Here is an 18030-nt window from a genome sequence, read left to right as displayed (position 1 = left end):
CACTACTTGCCGGAGTATTTTCGTTGCTGGATGGAGAGAACCGCTAACCGAGATATCGCACGTTAGCCGAGGCACCAAACACCTCGTTGACGATCTCGACCAGGTGATCGTGGTGACTGAGAAAGATTACCTGTACGCGCGTGGCCAGTCCCGCCAGCACGCGAAGCCCTGCCTTCGCACGCCTGTCGTCGAAATTGATGAACAGGTCATCGGCAACGAAAGGCAGCGCGGAACCACGCTCGCAATGCAGTTCGAGCGCGGCAAGACGTAACGCCAGATAGAGCTGGTCACGCGTCCCCTCACTCATGCCACTGATCTCCACGCGTTTGCCGCCCGCGCGCACGGCGGCCAGCGCCAGCGGCTGGCTGTCGTAGTCGACCGAAAGACGTTCGAACGCACCCAGCGTCAGCTCCGAAAAGATTGCGCTCGCGCGTGCCAGCATGGGCCCCTGACGACGTTCCCGATACCGGTCGACGGCCCAGCGCAGCAACGTGGACGCCGTCTCGACCTTGATGAAGCGTTCGGCCGCTTCGGCCATGGCGGCGAGCGCCTCCTGACGTTTTGCTTCGGCAATCGCCGCATTCGCGCCGCCCGAGATAGCCGCCAGCTGCTGACGCGCCTCGGCCACCCTGGTCGCGATCTCGGCACGTGCGTTAACCGACTCCGTCAGCGCGACGCCCACGCTCAGCAGATCGGCCTGGACCGTCTGCAGATCGGTCGCGTCGACTTCCTCGGCGAGCTCTTCGATGCCCAGCCCGTCGCCATCGGTGACGAGACTCCTGTGCGCCTGCCCGATGGCCGCCGCCAGTTCGCGCTTGCGGTCCGAACGCGCGATCAGCGGACGCAGCAGGTCCGGCTTGTCGACAGCGGCAAGCGCATAGAGCGGACGCAGTTGCGCTGTCGCCTCATCCACCTCAGCACGGGCGAGGCGAACGCGCTCCGACACGTCCGCCAGTTCGTTCGTCAGGCGCTGGGATTCGGCCTGCACAGCCCGCGCCGACGACAGACGTCGCGAGAGTTCGATCGAAAGGGCTTTCGCATCCGCTTCCGGCATCGACACGTCGAACTTGACCGCGAGCCTGCTGGCATCTGCGGAAAAGTCCGCCAGGGCGGCGCGCATCGGATCGATCTGCGCGTTGCGGATAGCTGCGATTTCATCGAGCTGTTCGCGAACCGTCCTGGCGATTCCGAGCGCAGCCCCGGTCGCCGCATCCGAATCCGCGACGGCAGACAGACCCGCTTTCGTCATGGCGGCGGCCCATTGATCTTTCCAGTGACCGTGGGCATCGTCGTGCACGTCCGCCTCTCGACGCAAGCTCGCAACATCGGCCTGAGCCGCTTCGATCTGCCCGGCGAGCAGGCGCTGCGTCGTCGCCGCCTGCCTGCATTCGCTCACGTAGCGCTCGGCCATTGTGCACAAGTCTTCGAGCCCGGCGGGCAATGGGCCGCTCAGCCCCGCCCGGACAAGACAACCGGCGAGCCGTGCCCGGCACGATTCAACCTCCGCGCGTTCGCGTTGGAGTTCACCCGTGCTCTTTTCGAGTGCTGCGGCGGCCTGCAGCGCGCTTTCGCGGCGCGTGATCCACGAGGCGATATCGTCGAGCGCCATGCCCGCCAGTTGCTGTTCGGATACGACCGACGCCCAGGCCGCATCGAAGCGCGCGAGGGCCTCTTCTGCCTCGGCAACGCGCTGGCCATGGCGCAGGGCCGTTTGCTTCGTTTCGAGAACCCGCTGTTTCAGGTTCGACAGTTCCGTCGCTTCCGTGACCGAGCCGACCTGCCGGTCGGACAGATCGTCCGCCACCGTCATTGCGGCTTCGAATTGCGGCGCGCCGTCCGCCACCGACACCGCGCCATCCCTGATCGCCGCCCATGCCGCGTCGCGGACCCCGCGCGCCTGCACAACGACCTCACCCGTCACGATCTGATGCGCCTGCTCGAACGAATCGTGTTCGGCAACGGCCAGACGTTCGCCCTCGCGTGCTTCATCGAGTCGGTCGCGTGCGCGCATGAGACGCGAGCCGAGATCGTCGCGCTCGGCACGCAACGACGCAACGCGTTCCGTCGATGGCAAGGTCATCGACTTCAGCGACGGCAACGGACGGCTCCATTTGCCGAGCGCCGCAAGACTCGCATCCAGCGTGCGCTGTGCGTCGGCGGCGTCCTCGGTCAACCGGCGCTGCGCGAGGTCGTTTTCCCTGTATCGTTGCCCGGAACGCAGTGCGGCGTGGACATCGTCGGGAACTTCCCCAGCGGGCAGGCTCTCCAGCTTGCGGCCAAGATCGGCGATCTCTGCCAGCTTCTTTTCTAACGCCTGCTGTGCGTTGACGACCGACTGCTCAAGCTTGCCGCGGTCGCGCATCAGGCTCTCGACCGTATGCAACGCGAGCGCCGAGGGCACGCTATTACGCGCCGCCAGTTCGTCCCGGGGCCATTCGAGCTGCGCGCAGGCATCGGCGACCTGACGCACGAGCAACGAAACCTGCTGCTCGAGGCGCGCGATGTCCGCTTCGTGATCACCGCATCGGTGACGCGTACTTTCCAGCGCCTCAATTTCGCTCTGGAACGCCAGCGCGGTTCGATCGATGTCCTTGTTGTCGAGCGCGCCTTGCAGTTCGCCCGCGTGCCGCAGATGCACTTCGAGCGCGCTGTCGGCTGCCGCCAGTTTTCTCAACGCGCCTTGCAGCGTGGCGTCGGCATCGTGCGGCAGATCGATCACCTCGCCCAGCGCGCGCAGCTCGGCGGTCTTCTCCCGCCACACGGCAAGATGGTGCGTGACGCGGCGAATGCGCTCCAGGCGGCTGCGTTTCAGTTCCAGCTCGCCATGCTGGCGCTCTGCGGATTGCTTGCCTTCCAGCGCGTCGTCGACCGTCTCCTGCGCAGCCCGCCAGGCGGACGTCCGGACTATTGCAGCTCTCAGTTCGGCGCTCGCGTCATCCAGTTGCTTCTGCCCGACGTAATAGGCGCGCTCGCCTGACTTGCGTTTGCTCCACAGGCGGTCGGCCTCTTCCGCGAGCCGTTCCCGCACGGGACCGAGACTCGAGATGCCTGCCGCCGACTGGAATAGCACCTGCCCCACGTCGCTGGACGCATCAAGAATGCTCTGTCCGCCTTTGATCAGCGACGTGTGATCGAGGCAGAACATCTGCTCGAAGAACGCCTTGTCGGCCTCGCCGAGAAACGGCGCGAGCGCTTCGCCTGCGAGCGGCTCGCCCGTCGGCGCGGACAGGGACGCCTTTCTCGCCTTCGACCGATGAAACTCCAGCGACTGATCCGAATGCTCGATCACCGCGCCCAGCCGCAGTTCGCTCTGAGGATGAATGAAATCCAGCGGCGAGCTGTGCGGCATGCCGAACAGCAGTTCGGTGATCGCCGTCTTGATCGTGGACTTGCCCGCTTCGTTGGGTCCGACGAGAAAGTGAAAATCGTGCGACGAGCGGGGAAACGCCACCGCTTCGTCGGAGAACTTGCCGTAGCGGATCAGTTCGAGCTTGCCAATGCGCATGGTTCAGTTCGCCTTCGCCACCTGTTCAACCAGCCCGGCACGCACTGCACGCACCAGTCCCGTCAGTTCGCCGTTGCGCACATCGAAGAGCGCGGGCACCATCTCTTGCAGTTCGTGAGGCGAATGCGTCGCCAGCCCGATCAGCCGCTCTTTCAGCATCGCGAGAAAGTCCGGATCGGACTCGGCTTCGACGAGCAGGTTGTGCAGATCCGCGATGGCATCTGCGCGATCGAGCACGGCAGTGCTATCGCCCAGCGGGCTCGTCTCGATGCGCACTTTCTCAAGCCACAGACGGTCGTGGCTGAGACCCGCGATCTGCGCAAGCACTTCGGCGCGCAATTGCGGCTCGAGTCCGAACAGCTCGCCATGCGCCGCAGTCCTTCCCGTCACCGTCACGCGCACGGCATGCGGCACCGTCGCCGATGCCGATTCCGCGAGCATATCCAGATGGCTACCAACCGCGCGCGCGACATCGTTGAGCGTCGCGCAAGCCGAGGCATCGACCTCCACCGCTTCCCAACGCAGCACATCGACGAAGAGGCGCTCGATTTCGATCTCGCCCGAATCGTCCACCGTCACCATCACGGCGCCGCGACGCCCGGTCTCGCGGATATTGCGGCCTTGCAGATTGCCCGGGAATACGACCGTCGACCGGTCCTGCCACATCGCAAACTCGTGCACGTGCCCGAGCGCCCAGTAGTGATAGCCCTTGCCATGCAGTTCCGCCAGTGAACACGGCGCATAGCTCGCGTGTGCGGCATTGCCTTCGAGCGCCGTATGGAGCACGCCGATGTTGAAGTAGCCGGATACAGGCGCCGGGTAGCCGGCGACGAGGTTCACAGTGGTCTCCCGTTCCTTGAAGCTATGGCCGTGCAACGCGACTTTCAGCGCGTCGATCCGGAACGTCTCCGCCTTGCGTGTCGAGAACGTGCGGACGTTCTCGGGCAGTTGCAGCTGCTTCGTCATTTCGCTTTCGGCGTCGTGATTGCCGAACAGCACGAACACGGGAATCTCTGCGCGTCGCAGCCGGCCCATCTCCCTGCAGAAAAAGATGCCCGTGTTGTGGTCGCGCCAGGTTCCGTCGTACAGGTCGCCCGCGATCACCATGAAATCGACGGATTCGTCGATGGCGATCGTCACCAGCGACGAGAACGCCTCGCGCGTCGAATTGCGCAGCATCGCCGCGGGCGCGTCCGCATAGGCACTCAGGCCGTGAAGCGGACTGTCGAGATGAATATCCGCCGCATGGATAAACCGCATGTTCACTCCCCGATTGAACGATTGACCGTCGACGTGCACAGCCGTGGCCCGCCGATGCCGGACGTCGATTCTAAGCGAAACGCTAGCTGGTCTATGAAACCGGACAGACCGCGAGCAAGAGATCGATCGGGTAAGGATTTCGGACGCACGGGGCGCCCGAACAACTGGAGTTCCTGAACTCGGCGCCTGTGTTAGCGGTCGGGAGACTGACCGTCTTTTTCCCGCCGCTGCGCCGAATCCAGGTGATGCCCCCGTCATTCGCAGACCGGTTCAAGAGAGAGAAGCTCGCCAACCGAATCCGGGTACTTGCGCGTGTGTTCAGAACTTCATACTGAAAATCGTTCAAACGTCCGCATCGATCGACGGGATTCTGGCGTCCGCGGACCCGATATTCCCGTCCGGTCGCACGTGCGTGAGCAGAGGCTCGACGCCTCCATCCAGCAGTCGCGCGTGCAGTCGACAAGCACCATCATTGCGTTCGCTGATGCGCCGAAGATCCCGTCAGGAACGGTATGCTGACGGAAGAGCGTTCTATACGTCCCGCCCGCAGTAGCGGCAAACATTGGCGTCCTGCTTGATGAATTCCGCGCAATGTCGGCACTTCTTCATCCCATCGGCGAGTTGCTGCCGCTCGATACCTGCCTGATTCGACTTCATCAACAAGGAATGTGGAAGCGCCACGATGAAAATTGCGGCGCCATAAATCCACCATGCGCCAAACGAACGCCCTTTGCCTTTTGCAATTGCTGCCGGAATCAAACCAATCAGCGCTGCCACCACCAGAAATCCCATGCTCCGCTCCCCGTCTTAACGTTCGTAGGTTTTCCCGTCAGTCGAAATCTCGTAAAGCCACTGGCTATATGGAAGTCGCATCAGAATGGTCGACTTTTCGAAGACCGTGCCCATCACCACAGCGCGACAGAGAAGGCTAACGCCACCCTGAATGCGCTCGCACATTGCGTCAGCGCTGTCTACAAATCTGGTGGAACTCAACCTGCCGATCACAACGGTCCGCCCTTCGGGTAACGCGCCGATCGGTGGAACAATAAACAGAGTGATCTGACTGCACGCCACGGCGGCAGCAGCCACAACTATCGCCAGAACTATCAGCCATGTCTTTGTCATCGAATTCGCCAGGGGATTTAATCAAAGTTATCGGCGCCGAGCCTCGAAATCTTGAGACTTGCGGCTCAGACGTTGCGCGTCTGGTGAGCCTCACCCGTCAGTGATGCTCCCTGTCACGAACTGATGGAAGGGTTGGAGCAGTCGGTACATCAGGTTCGGGGCTTTGCGCTACGTCACTAGCGACTTCGGGAGCTACCGCAGGCGCTGCAAGGGTTACGTTCGCCTGCGCCTGAGGACCGCCAGATAACGTTGTGCTCCCTGTCTGTGCAGTATCTGGTGACGGTTTTTCGTCACCGGCGCTCGATGCCGCCGCACCGGACAGATTTGCGTCATTGAGAGTCGGCTCAGGCGCACTGGCGGCAGTAACCGGCTCGACCGCCTGCACTTCAGAAGCGCCCGTCGCCTGAACGTCGGCCGCAGGATGTGATTCCTTTTTGCCTCCAAAAATGGCCATCATCGCGAGGAAGACCACAACGGCCCCTATTCCAGCACCTGCCTTCTTCGTATCAGTGCTCCTGCATTCAGGGCACCGCACCGACAGTGACCGCCCCTTCGGATACCACGTGTGACCGCACGAACCGCATTTGTTGAGCGGCCGCTTTGTAGCCCGCGTTGCCATTTTTCCCCGATGCCTCTCAGTCTTGTATTTTGTTGGTGCCGCTTAACGTCATTGGCCGCAGCTCATTCCCATATCCCGGTAGCCGTAGTTGCACTCATAGCGACTTCCATCCGCCGCGAGGTGAGCATTTGCCGGAATGAAAACAGGCGCGCAGCGGTCCACCGTAAAGTGGTACCCGAAATTGCATACCCATCCCGATGCAGTGTCTGCTGGATGAGCATTGACGGGAACGACAACCTGCGAACACCCGTCATTTGCGCGCACATATCCCATGTCACAAGCCCACCCGCCATATCCACCAATGCGATGCGCATGCAGCGGCATCGCTGGCATGACGCAGCCGGTCGGGTCGCGCTGGTATCCGGGAGGGCAGGCCGATGCCACCGCCCGTGCGCCTGTAGTCGGCGAATATGAGCCAGGGCAGCCTAGCCTGTCGGCGCCCGGTGGACACGAACCTGGCTGTGGCGAGGCTGTTGGGTTACCGCTTGCCGCTGTCGTATTCGTCGATACGTTGGACGTTGTCGGCGCTGGAGCGGGAATCGGGTTGTAAGCAACCTCGGGAACGGCCGCCACAGGTTTTCCGTGAAATGCGGACAGAAAGAAGGCCAGCGAATCAGGCTGGCCAGCTGGTGCCTGCGCGAACGCACACTGCATCTGCACCAGAAGGCAGAAAGCCGTTACCAAAGCGCGACGGCAGCGGGTTAGCGTTCTCATATTCTTTTCAACGCTGCCAGATCTGCCTCGGCCTGTGCCAAGGCGAGAGATGCTGTATCGAGACGAAGCTTGACAGTACCTCGCACGCCAACAGCTGCGGCGTGCAACTGTTGCAACTGAATCAGGCCGTCCCGCAGCGCCCTCTCCAATTGCATTCGCTCGTTGGCAAGGCGCGCGTTAAGCGCGTTGACGTCCTGCTGGGGCACCCCGCGGCTCGCGTCAAACACGAAGCGTTTCTCGACTCTCTGCCGCCAACTGACCAGTCTGCCCGCCAGTGCATCGCCAAATCCCTGAACACTCATAACCGAGTGATAGCTGACGTCGCGCGCTGTCTCGATATTGAATGATGCCAACGCGGTCACTCGCGCGGGACCTATCCCATCAATATCGGCATCGGAAATCAGGAATCTGTCGAGAAACACTTCCAGTTGTCGCTCACGTACCCTAACATGAAGATCCTGCATGCCCCGCTGGTATTCGGCAGGTAATCCATCAATGCGTGCTTTAGCCGCAACGAGTCGGCCATAGAGTTCCGTAATACGCGGGTCCTCGATCAGCTTGTTGTACTCTTCGAGTTCCGAGTCGAATACCTTCTTCGCCGCTATGGCAGCACCACTGAGTGTGACAAGCCTCCCGCCAACGGGATGCTTGAGCACCGCGATAATCGCACCACCGACAATCAGGCTTATGAACCACAACGCGGGCTGATTAAGAGTTGTGAGAAATGCTCCGACAGACACGGCCGATATCTTTAGCCTGTACAGGAGACGAGCATTCTTGCCAACTTGCTGGAGCTGACCGGTCACAACATGCTGAGGGGCGGTATAGACGGGAAGCTGTGGCAACCCGGCTAGCGACTGGATCCGTGCCCATATCGTGCCGAGGTCACCGGTCGAGGTCGAACCATTGCCCGTACCACCGGCGCTCTGTGAAAGGAACGCCGGTCGTCCCGCGCGTTCGCGTTCACACCAGGGACACTGCGCGAGATGCGACGGATATTTGTGATTCAATGCCTGGGCGCAGGTGCGCAACGAGCCACGTAAACCGTCCAGAAACTTTATCCATTCGCTTGCGCCTGGCCGTCCCGACGACACACCTTCTTCGGTGAAAGCGCGCTGGAATGCCCGCCCGATTTCTGGAGCGAAAAAAGAAAGGTTGATGGCGTCGGGAGGCGTGTCCACCTGCCGTTGCTTGCGATCTGGACCGTATGCAAACCGGTAAACAGCAATCGCCTCTTCGAGAGGGAGGTCATTCCCGCCAAGCGGGACACCCGAATACGGATGTCTCCCCAGCAACAGGAGCTGGAATATTAGCACTGCAAGACCGAAATTGTCGTGATTCCTGGTGCGCTCCTTGCCTCTGAGCGAACTGACATTCTGCAATTCTGGCGGCGTGAACAGCTTCACGCCGACGTCGCAGGAATATCGCCGGCTGCCCTCAACGATCTGAAACGAGTCACAGTCGATCAGCTTCACGGTGCCGTTACGACCCACGAGAAAATTGTTCTCGTTGACGTCGCCGACCACGTGGCCGTGCGCATGTACCGCGTCAAAAGCCGCAGCAACATTGCGAGCCACATGAACGAGGAACGCATAGTCGACAGAAGGAAAAATCTGTTTGCGACTGGCCGGACTTGAGAGATTGTGGATCGGTTCGAATCCCTCGATTTTGGCCATTACAAAGCCGGCGACGACCCCACCGGCCTGCGTCAGGACCTTGGTAGGCCAGGCAGAAATCTGATGCAGGTACGTGCTACCGATGCGGGCCATCGCACGCAGCTTGTCCTGCTTGTCTTCAGGCAAAGCGGCGTGATACACCTTCGCGACGCTGTCCCGGCCAAGACTGCTGGACTCGAAGACACTACCCTCGCCTCCTCGCCCCAGCTCCTTGCCAAGAACAACCGCGCGGCCCGCCTCGTCATGCAGTTGCATCACACTTCCGCCTCTCGCACTGCCGAAACCAGAATCAGAGTTTTGTCGTCGTCGGTTCGTGAGTTCACCGGTTCGCTGTTCAAAAACGCTGCAAGCGAGCCTGACAACTCGTCGCACGCTTCCACGGAAGCGGTCCGAAGCACAGCAAACATGGAGTCAAAGAACGGCGCATGTACGGTCTTGCTCGAAAACACCAACGCAAGGCGCTGCAAACCATCCGTCATCAACGCCAGCTCCTCCGGCCTATCGTCAATCCGATACTGAAGATGAGCCTGCGCATCCTGGTCAGTGATGAAGAACGTTGTGTTTGCGTATTCTCCGCCGTCAGGCCAGAAAACACACTCCAGTATCCCGGAACGTCGCGCGACGATCGCACCATCACCAATCTGGAAGTAAAGCGCCTTTTCAGGACCGACAACGGCTCCGATCACGGTACACGCAAAGTCCCTCATCGAACTACCGCCTTCTGTCGCCCGATCCTGAATTGCGACGCGAACAGCCTCGACGAGCGCTTGCGGTTCAATCGAAAGGATGCCATCCGGGGAATGCGCCAGGAAGTCGGTCAGAGCACGCGCCGCTGTTTCACACGTAAGCTCCGCGCCAACTTGAGCGAAGCGGGCACTGCCCGCTCCATCGGATGCGATTGCAATGAGGTATCTGGCATCGTTTTGACCCGATGCCTCCACGACCACGCTGCTGTCCTGACATGGAAGTTCGAGCTTCGAATGCGACGTACCGACAACCGAGGCGCCGATGTAGCGCCAGCTCACACAACCGCCCAGCCCGTAGGTGCTTTGAGCGCGACCTCAGTACCAGGCGTTGATTGCGAAACCGACCCTAGCGAACCCGACAACCACTGGAAAAGCTCCCTGAATTTCAGGCCGCTAAGGCTGAGCGGTTCTCGTGTCGAAATCTGACGCAGGACGCCCATGTCCGCCTGGTTGACGCCGACCGCAAAGAAAGCAAACTTCTTCGCCGCCTCTCCTTCCCTGACACGCGCCGCCGCAGCTTTCCATTCGTCTGTCGGCGCGCCGTCCGTAATCAGGAATATCCACGGGCGATAATAGGAAATGCCGTTGGCCCGATATTCGGCCTTTCGCGATTCAAGTGCGTCGATGGCAAGGTTTATGGCCGCGCCCATCGGAGTATCACCACCGGCCGCAAGGATGGGTGGAATGAAGCTGTGAGCAGTGTGAAACGCCGTGTCTATTGTGACCGGCCCGAATGAAATAACGGTGGTTTCGACCCGCTTGGCCGCAAGCCCATCGGAAAGCAGATCCTGCCGGAATTCGGCAAGACCCGCATTCAGTTCATCAATCGGCTGGCCAGCCATCGAACCGGAGCGGTCAAGCAATAACACGCAAGGACAACGCGGTTCTGGATTATCTGCAAAACTGTCTGCACCGAACGCCAGCTGTCTGGCGAACGGATTTTCGTTCTCGGTCATGGTCTTCTCGCTACGCTACGGTGTACACTCGTCCCGCTTGGCGCATTTTATTTTTGCATTTTGATAATAGCAGCGTAAAAACCATGCAGGCAAGTAAAACTCCAGCGTACGTTGCTCTTGTTCTTGCCGTGGCGGCTGGTGCTGCTTTGTCATCGAAGAGTCATCCGTCAAAACCGCCAGTAGTCGCTGTTGAGGATAAGCCAGTCGTTTCCTTATTGCCCGCTTCATCGCCAGTTCCCCTTCCCCCTGAAAAAGTGACTTGGCAGCCAACGACGCTGAGCTGGCAAAACGTTCGGCTAAAACTGGAAGCACCTTCTCGCGAGGGTCTAACGCCAACGTGCCATACACCCGTCGGAGCGGAAGACGAGGTCGGCATATGCTATCTGGCTATTCCGACGCCGCAACCCGTCGTCTGGAGAGTCGGAACAGTCACACAGCGAGACCGGTTCGTGCCAGCCCGCTGGTTTGCTGACATGCAAACCGAAATCAAGACCACAATGCCGGCGCAGCAGATTGCCGACAGGGTGAACGCCGACCTGCTATCGACCTCCTCCATCTCGCTATCCAATGTCACCCTGATGAACCCGGCAAAACTGAAGGACGGAATCGCGATCGCCGGACAGGCAACTTACCGGCCGAATCAGGCATCGACCGACGTGGTCACGATGACATGCATTGCCGCTTTCATTCTTGCGGCCAACCGGCCTACCCAGGTGCTGTATTGCGCATCTAGCCCAGACGATGCGGAAGGCGACGCATTGCGCCTGATTGCATCGCTGCGCAAGCTCAATCCCTCATCAGAGCTACCGAGAAACTCCTTGCAGGCGATGGAGCGCACCACCTACCAGAAATACCTCAAGACCCATGGCGGGCCGGCAGCCAATCCAAACGTTGTGCAAACGGAAATAGAACACTACGCGGCGACCACTGCGGATTGCCAAAGCTACGGCGCGATTTCGCAGGAGCGTTACGCATGTCATGAACAGCATGCCAAGGCACGCATGGATCAGCTTGGCACGTTAGCGTTGTCGGGCTAGCGCGTTTCCTGTTCGGAGTTCAGGGCGCGTCGCCTCGACCGGTAGTGTCTATACGGGCGAATTCGTTGCCGCAGCGGTTCACCCATGCTGGACGCTCTTTAGGGAAATAGCGTGCGATCAGCTATGGTTGCACGGGCATCAGAACGCAGATTCGAGTGCCAGACACAAAACGACACCTGCTTTTCGACGCTCGAGCGCGAATCCAGCGCTGAAATCGCAGGATTCTGGCCTGAGCGTGAAGATGGTTGGCGCGACTTGCATGGAGGTTGACGACTAATCACAATGCCGGTTAAAAAGGTGTTGGGCGCGCAGTTCGCATCTGAAAAAGCTAAAGATTTGCTAAAAGCGGCCGGTAAGCAAACTGGTCAACTAACGGGGACTACAAATTGAAAACCGTATCTGTCGCGATTCTGACGGCGGCTTTCCTGCTTGGCTGTCAACAAAATTCCAATAGCGACCCCTCGGCATCTGTCACTCCAAAATCAAATGCAGCGTCCGCGCCGGCGGTAGCGGCTAGCATCGCTGCGCCGGAAGCGAAGCCTGAGCCGTTGGTGAAAGCCGCACCAGAACCCGACCCGTCACCGTGGACCTACTCGGAAGATGACGACGAGATGCGCGGTACGACTACGCGATTCGCGGTCAACACTTCGCTCAACGCGATCAATCTCGAATTCCCTTATCAGGGTGGATCCTCAATCCGAATCTATCTCCGCAAGAAGGGAAAGGGACGCCAGGAAGCATTCTTCGTTCTGGATAAAGGACAGGTCACGTGCGGTTTTGAGGGATGCTATATCGCTGTCAAATTCGACAATGGTCCCGTCACCAGGATCAGCGCTAGCGAATCGACAGGAGGCAAAAACGACGCGATATTCATCGACAATGCTGTGCAGTTCCAGCAGAAGCTCCTGCATGCCAGCAAACTGATTGTCGAAATCCCGATCTACGAGGCTGGTCGTCAGCAGTTCAAGTTCGACGTTTCCCAGTTGAAATGGCCCAAATAACCAGAACGTAGAGAGGCATGTGGATCACTGCAGTGATTCGCATCTTTGCGGTCACGTCCGCAGTCGAATCGCTTGCTGCATACTCAGGCCACTCGTTCACGTTAATCGTATCAGCAGATATGTCGTGGCCGTTAAGTTGGAGGAACGGCCTAAAAAACAGCGAGCAACTTTGCTTTCTGCTGATCGAATCCGGCTTGGCTCACCTCTTTCGAGCAGCTTACGGAGTTCGTCTGCCATGGAACTTTGGACCAGTTGTGCATGCGTCTTAAGGGGACGAGCCATTAAATCCCCCCAGCAAACGCCCCGTGCGCTCGTCGCTTCAATTCGGTGATCAATGACCAGCATTGTTCATAATCTTGATGAAGCCCGGAGCACGGCGGTCTATCTCCCCAAACAACAGGGCGACATCATCCGCCGGTAGCCGCATATCGTCGAGCGTTATCCGGAAATCCGCTCGGGTCGCGGTTGATCAAGTCTTTTGACTGTCGGACAAACCTCCGACAAACGCACAACGCTGCCAAACGCCAAGCCGTCAACCTTACGATCCAAACATGACCGCGCCGGCGCAATCGCTCCGAGCCGCCGACATCGGATGTGCCCGGCTGATTTGGACGGATTCCCCCGTACTCGACCATCTGTTCGGAAGTGCTCCTTTCGCACCTGTGCCGCCTTGTTTAAGGTACATCCATGTGCTATCACGAACTTTCGGATGTGCGCGCAAACGTTCACTTTCGCGTCGCTGTTTCGCACGACCGGCCATTCAAAGTCAAAGACGTCCTGTAAAGCAGACTGCGGGGACCAACACATCGCGCTGAGTTTCCACCATAGTGCCGATAAACGGGCTCAGGCGCGCGCAGCAGATTGCGATCAGACACGCTACCTTGCAACTTCCCGTTAAATCGCATCGTAAGCTGCCGTGGGCTGGGCGCACTGTTCGCATCTTTCCTGAGTCATGCCGATTTCTCCCGCCGCCGCACCGGCTTTCCAAGGTTGGGCATGGGAACGTACGCAATGCAGTTTACAAGGTTGATGACCACCAGCATGACATACCTGTCACTGTCTTCCGGGACAATGCTTCTCAGCCAGCTTGCGGTTTCTGACCATACATAGGCACACAGATTCTTCTCGGGATGGTTCTCGACATACTGCTGCATCAGCCGATCCCGTAGCGAGGGACGCAGGTCTTCGCCAAGCCGAACCGTGGTCGTGTACAGCTGCAATTGCAGTTCCTGGTCGTCCTCCGTGATGACGGGCCATGTGAGACCGGATTCTTTCATCGCCGCAAAACATACGATGAGCAGTTCGATGGCGAATTCCATTTTCTCCATGGAAACGCCGAATTTCTGGAGAACCAGGACAGAGCCGAGCATGTGAGGTTGGGCATGGAATATCTCGTCGGCAATCTTCTCCTTTTGCGCGAGGTTCATTTCCTTGACGGATTTCATGGCCTGCGCCATGGCGATCAGCGAAATACGGCTCATTCAGTTTCCCTGCAAAAAAGTATGTGAGGGACGACCAACCCGAACTCTCCAGATCCCGCGCGATCGCATTCAGCCGGTTTGGGCGAAAGGAACGGAAGCGTCACGGACTGTCACGGGAAATTGAGCCCGCGAGGCCTGATTGACAGGCGGTGCGACGCCGCACCGCCCTATCTTCCGCACGGCAAATCCCATTACGCTGGCTTATGCCAGCGGCCACGTGCATCGGTTGCGGAAACTGACCGCACTTACCCGATGATCTCGCCGCTCCACCGGTCACGGTTGCGCCAGAACGGACACAGCGGACAGGCTTCGCCTTCCGGATAGTCGATGCCTTCCTCATGCGGACACCCGATGATGCGATCCACGGTTGCGACCGATCGGGCACCCTGCTGTTCGATGAACCGGACGACTGCTTCGATGGTTTCCGGATCGGTCCTCGCATCGGAAGTTTCACAGAACCATCGCTCAACCGGCTCGGCATCCGCATCTTCGTGCGCGACGATGCCGACCGACACCTTCGTCGCCCGCGTGTCGTCGGGCCCATAGAAGGCAATCGTTGCGACCGGGTAGCCACAAAAACCCCTGCGGGCTTTTTTCGCAAGCCTGTCGCGGTACCACTGCGCCTTCAATGTCATCTCGCCTCCGTGCCTGTGCCCGGCTCATCCGCGCGACAACGGCGTCAGCGATGATCCCACGTCCCCGATCGTCATGCTCACCGGTGCTGTACTTTCCGCGTCGCCATGTACACCTCGAACAGAGGCGCATGCAGCCGGCTGAACTCCTGGCGCAGGGTGACCAGTTCGTGCTGGTCGCCTTCATGCTCCCGACGCAGGATTTCGCCCAGCAGGGCCGTCGCGCGCGACGCGGTCTGGTCACGCTGGACCCGCGCCGCACCCAGCCGGCCCGCCAGCGCAGGCTTCACCAATGTCAGCCACGCTGCGAACCAGGCGTAATCGTAGACTTCGCCGGTGCCGGGAAACTCAGCATCGAAGCGCCGGCGCAGCGCGTCCAGCGAGGCGTCACCCAGTACGGGCAGCAATACCGCGAACCGTGCGGGCGCCAGCCACGCCAGTTCCGCGAGCAGGGGCCATGCGGCATCCAGCCCGTCCGTCCGGTAGCGCGCCTCGGTCATCCACGCAAGCGGTGCCGGGATGCGCCACCACGATGCAATGCCTTCGACCGCATCGATCGCGGCCGCCCCGTCGCCCGCCAGCAGCCACAACGGCGCGGCGTGGTTCAGGGCATGATCGCCCGCGTCGGCCCCGCGAAACGGCAGTGACGCGGCCCGCCGGGCGAGCGCCCGCCAGCTCGGGGCAAGCCAGGACTGAACCGTCTGCGCAGGCAACGCACCATCGTCCGGATATTCGCCCGCCAGCCGTTCGAGGGCTGTTCGCGCGGCCGCCGCCTCACGCCGCTGCAGCGGCTCCAGCACGTCGTTGCGCAACATCACATCACGGCTGTCGGCGAAGATATCGAGCTGCTGCATGGTCGGCTGCATCGTCATCGCCCTCAGAAAAGCTGCCCGTCAAGAGCGGCCAGACTAGCCCATTTGACCGTGCTGCGGAAGGTGCGGCCGTCCTCGTCGACCGACTCGATGATCACGCGCTGGCCGCTCGCTTCGGCGATCACGCGCACGGTCCGCTCGCCGTAGCACATCAGCGCACCGATCGGCGGGCAGGCTGGGCCCTTGCGTCTCCTGCGCGGGCGGGGGCTACCTGTCATCGCTCTTGCCCCGCTTGCGGCGCACCGCGGTCTTGCTGGCGGGCGCGGACGCCCGCCTGATGGCGCGCGTCACCCAGCTGCGCCTGCAGCGCCTCGACTGCGCGGCGATGGTCCGTATCGCGCCGGTCGGCGCGCCGGTTCGCCTCATCGAGTTCCTTGTGCAGCTTGGCGGCCGCGCCCCGTTCGCGGTCTATCTCGAGCAGCGCGCGCTTTTCCGTGGCCCGCAGGCGCTCGTCGGACTGCGCCGCCGTCTCTCGCAGTTTCTCCAGATCGCGCGAGAAGCCGTCGCGCACCTTCTCCAGTTCACGGTCGCGTGTCGCCGCCTCGTTTTTGAGGCGCACGACTTCGGCTTCCATCGCCTGGCGTGCCGCGTACCCTTCCGCCTGCGCCTTCTCCAGTTCGCGGACCTCGACCTGCGCGGCGAGCAGCGCCGCGGTGCGCCTGCTCGAGCGCGGTCTCCGTGCGTTCCAGCTCGCCGCGGGCCGCCGCGACGCGCTGCTCCGCCCGGAACTCGCCAAGGACTGCTGCGGGGGTGCCCATGCTGCCGCGTTTCACCAGCTGGTACAGGCGGTTCGCGGTCGGCGCCTGCCCGAAGCGGAAGAACAGCAGCACGCAGACCTCGCGGTACAGCTCGCGGGTTTTCGGGAACGCGGCCTTCAGGCGGTCGATCTCGGCCGCGAGGCGCGCGTCATCGGACGGGAGGTCGGCAGGAGCGTCGGACATGGACCAGAAAAACTATTTGAGGCACTAATAATACAACGTAAGACGCATCATATCCAATTGCACCGACGTGGTAATTTGACATTAGTCCGCATAATGTTGTAAACAATGCATATTCGCACCACTACAGTATCTAACGGTCCATATCGTTATCGAACCCGCCCCCCCGGAAAAGCTCACCCTTCCCGAAAAGCCTCACCTTCATGTCGACCCCGCCGAAGAACAGCCTCGTCGCCTTGCAGCCCGCCCCGCTCGAGACGCTCGCGATTCCCACCGCGCTCGACGGTCATGCCGGCACCAACCGCGCGACGGACGGCCACGCGCAGATTGCCGCCGCCAACGATCTCGACGCGATCCGCGCGTGGCTCGCGCGCTTCGCTGACATCCAGACGACCTTCGGGAACTACCGCAAGGAAGCGGAACGGCTGCTGCTCTGGTCACTGGTCGAACTGGGCAAGCCGCTGTCGTCGCTGACCCACGAGGACTGCCTGCGCTACCGGCGCTTCCTCACCGATCCGCAGCCCACCGCACTCTGGGTCGCCGGCGGCGGCCGCAAGCATCCGCGCGGCGATGCGCGCTGGCGCCCGTTCCATGGGCCGCTCTCCGCGGCCAGCGCGCGCCAGGCGATGGTGGTTCTCAACACGCTGTTCTCGTGGCTGGTGCAGGCCGGCTACCTGGCCGGCAATCCGCTCGCGCTGTCACGCCAGCGCACCCGGAAAACCGCGCCGCGCATCACCCGCTATCTCGAACCGGGCCTGTGGCAGGCGGTGAAGGACTTCATTGCATCGATGCCGCAGGACACCGCGCGGGCGCGCGCCCACTATCACCGGGTCCGGTGGCTGTTCAAGCTGCTGTATCTGGGCGGCCTGCGCATCGCCGAGGCGGGCGGCAACACGATGGGCCAGTTCTTCGTGCGGCGCGACACCGACGGCACGATGCGCTGGTGGCTGACCGTGCACGGCAAGGGGGACAGGGATCGGCTGGTTCCCGCGACGCGTGAAATGATGTCGGAACTCGCGCGCTACCGGCAGTCGCTCGGGATGACCGCGCTGCCCTCACCGCATGAGGCGACGCCGCTCGTGCTGCCGATCGGGTCAACTGCAGGCGGCACTTCGGGAAGGACCGGGGAATCGTCGTCCCGGAGGAAAACTGCGGCGCCAGTCAACCAGCCACTCACTCGCGCCGCGCTGCACACGATCGTCAAGCGCGTGTTTGCGGGCGCCGCCCGCCAGCTGCGCGAGCGCGGCGCGGAATTCGAGGCCCGCGCCGCGCTACTCGAGCAGGCGTCGGCGCACTGGCTGCGGCATAGCGCGGGTTCGCACATGGCGGACCGGCAGGTCGACCTGCGACTGGTGCGCGACAACCTCGGCCACGCATCACTGGCCACGACGAGTCTCTATCTGCACGCCGACGATGATCACCGGCACCACGAGACCGATGAGAAACATCGCATCGACTGGTGAGACCG

At 61.2% G+C, this 18030-nt stretch carries 14 protein-coding genes and 1 pseudogene; 3 read left to right on the top strand and 12 right to left on the bottom strand.

The window, feature by feature from the left end:
* Nucleotides 1-43: 43 nt before the first annotated feature.
* The 7 genes from BMW76_RS31475 to BMW76_RS31445 all read right to left on the bottom strand — a co-directional run bounded on the left by BMW76_RS31475 (nt 44) and on the right by BMW76_RS31445 (nt 10601).
* A complete protein-coding gene (locus tag BMW76_RS31475; RefSeq protein WP_090872351.1) occupies nt 44-3505 on the bottom strand; it encodes an ATP-binding protein in 3462 nt (1153 codons plus the stop codon).
* Nucleotides 3506-3508: 3 nt separating this feature from the next.
* Nucleotides 3509-4765 (bottom strand): metallophosphoesterase family protein, encoded by a 1257-nt coding sequence (locus BMW76_RS31470; RefSeq protein WP_090872391.1) that lies wholly within the window; start codon nt 4763-4765, stop codon nt 3509-3511.
* 531 nt (nt 4766-5296) lie between these two features.
* Nucleotides 5297-5557: a zinc ribbon domain-containing protein gene (locus tag BMW76_RS31465; RefSeq protein WP_090872349.1), complete on the bottom strand. Its 261-nt coding sequence runs from the start codon at nt 5555-5557 to the stop codon at nt 5297-5299.
* A 15-nt stretch (nt 5558-5572) separates the two neighbouring features.
* Complete coding sequence (locus BMW76_RS31460; protein ID WP_090872347.1) at nt 5573-5890, bottom strand: hypothetical protein; 318 nt, start codon at nt 5888-5890, stop codon at nt 5573-5575.
* 1329 nt (nt 5891-7219) lie between these two features.
* Nucleotides 7220-9154 carry a helix-hairpin-helix domain-containing protein gene (locus BMW76_RS31455; RefSeq protein ID WP_090872345.1) on the bottom strand — a complete coding sequence of 645 codons (1935 nt, stop codon included), beginning with the start codon at nt 9152-9154 and terminating at the stop codon, nt 7220-7222.
* The gene (locus tag BMW76_RS31450) at nt 9154-9924 is read right to left on the bottom strand and encodes a PP2C family serine/threonine-protein phosphatase (RefSeq protein ID WP_090872343.1); all 771 of its coding nucleotides are present in this window, start codon (nt 9922-9924) and stop codon (nt 9154-9156) included. The genes BMW76_RS31455 and BMW76_RS31450 overlap by 1 nt, the downstream gene beginning before the upstream one ends.
* A complete protein-coding gene (locus BMW76_RS31445) occupies nt 9921-10601 on the bottom strand; it encodes a vWA domain-containing protein (protein WP_090872341.1) in 681 nt (226 codons plus the stop codon). Before BMW76_RS31445 ends, BMW76_RS31450 begins: the two co-directional genes overlap by 4 nt.
* A gap of 473 nt (nt 10602-11074) precedes the next feature.
* Between BMW76_RS31445 and BMW76_RS31440 the strand changes: the two genes are divergently transcribed.
* Nucleotides 11075-11638 (top strand): hypothetical protein, encoded by a 564-nt coding sequence (locus BMW76_RS31440; protein ID WP_143062367.1) that lies wholly within the window; start codon nt 11075-11077, stop codon nt 11636-11638.
* 386 nt (nt 11639-12024) lie between these two features.
* Nucleotides 12025-12639, top strand: a complete 615-nt coding sequence (locus tag BMW76_RS40605) for a hypothetical protein (RefSeq protein ID WP_143062366.1) — start codon at nt 12025-12027, stop codon at nt 12637-12639.
* 950 nt (nt 12640-13589) lie between these two features.
* Here the strand turns inward: BMW76_RS40605 and BMW76_RS31430 are convergent.
* The 5 genes and pseudogenes from BMW76_RS31430 to BMW76_RS31415 all read right to left on the bottom strand — a co-directional run.
* The gene (locus BMW76_RS31430; protein WP_090872336.1) at nt 13590-14120 is read right to left on the bottom strand and encodes a hypothetical protein; all 531 of its coding nucleotides are present in this window, start codon (nt 14118-14120) and stop codon (nt 13590-13592) included.
* 245 nt (nt 14121-14365) lie between these two features.
* Nucleotides 14366-14755, bottom strand: a complete 390-nt coding sequence (locus BMW76_RS31425; protein WP_090872334.1) for a hypothetical protein — start codon at nt 14753-14755, stop codon at nt 14366-14368.
* A 77-nt stretch (nt 14756-14832) separates the two neighbouring features.
* Nucleotides 14833-15606, bottom strand: coding sequence for a hypothetical protein (locus BMW76_RS31420; protein WP_245763453.1), 774 nt, complete (start codon nt 15604-15606; stop codon nt 14833-14835).
* 23 nt (nt 15607-15629) lie between these two features.
* Nucleotides 15630-15755, bottom strand: a complete 126-nt coding sequence (locus BMW76_RS42510; RefSeq protein WP_281248566.1) for a hypothetical protein — start codon at nt 15753-15755, stop codon at nt 15630-15632.
* Nucleotides 15756-15889: 134 nt separating this feature from the next.
* Nucleotides 15890-16565, bottom strand: a pseudogene (locus BMW76_RS31415) (DNA-binding protein); the annotation flags it as partial.
* Nucleotides 16566-16765: 200 nt separating this feature from the next.
* Between BMW76_RS31415 and BMW76_RS31410 the strand changes: the two are divergent.
* Complete coding sequence (locus BMW76_RS31410) at nt 16766-18025, top strand: tyrosine-type recombinase/integrase (protein WP_090872332.1); 1260 nt, start codon at nt 16766-16768, stop codon at nt 18023-18025.
* The last annotated feature ends 5 nt before the right edge of the window (nt 18026-18030 follow it).

Origin of the sequence: Paraburkholderia diazotrophica (assembly GCF_900108945.1) — a bacterium.
Classification (GTDB): domain Bacteria; phylum Pseudomonadota; class Gammaproteobacteria; order Burkholderiales; family Burkholderiaceae; genus Paraburkholderia; species Paraburkholderia diazotrophica.
This window is presented reverse-complemented; position numbering and strand designations above follow the sequence as displayed.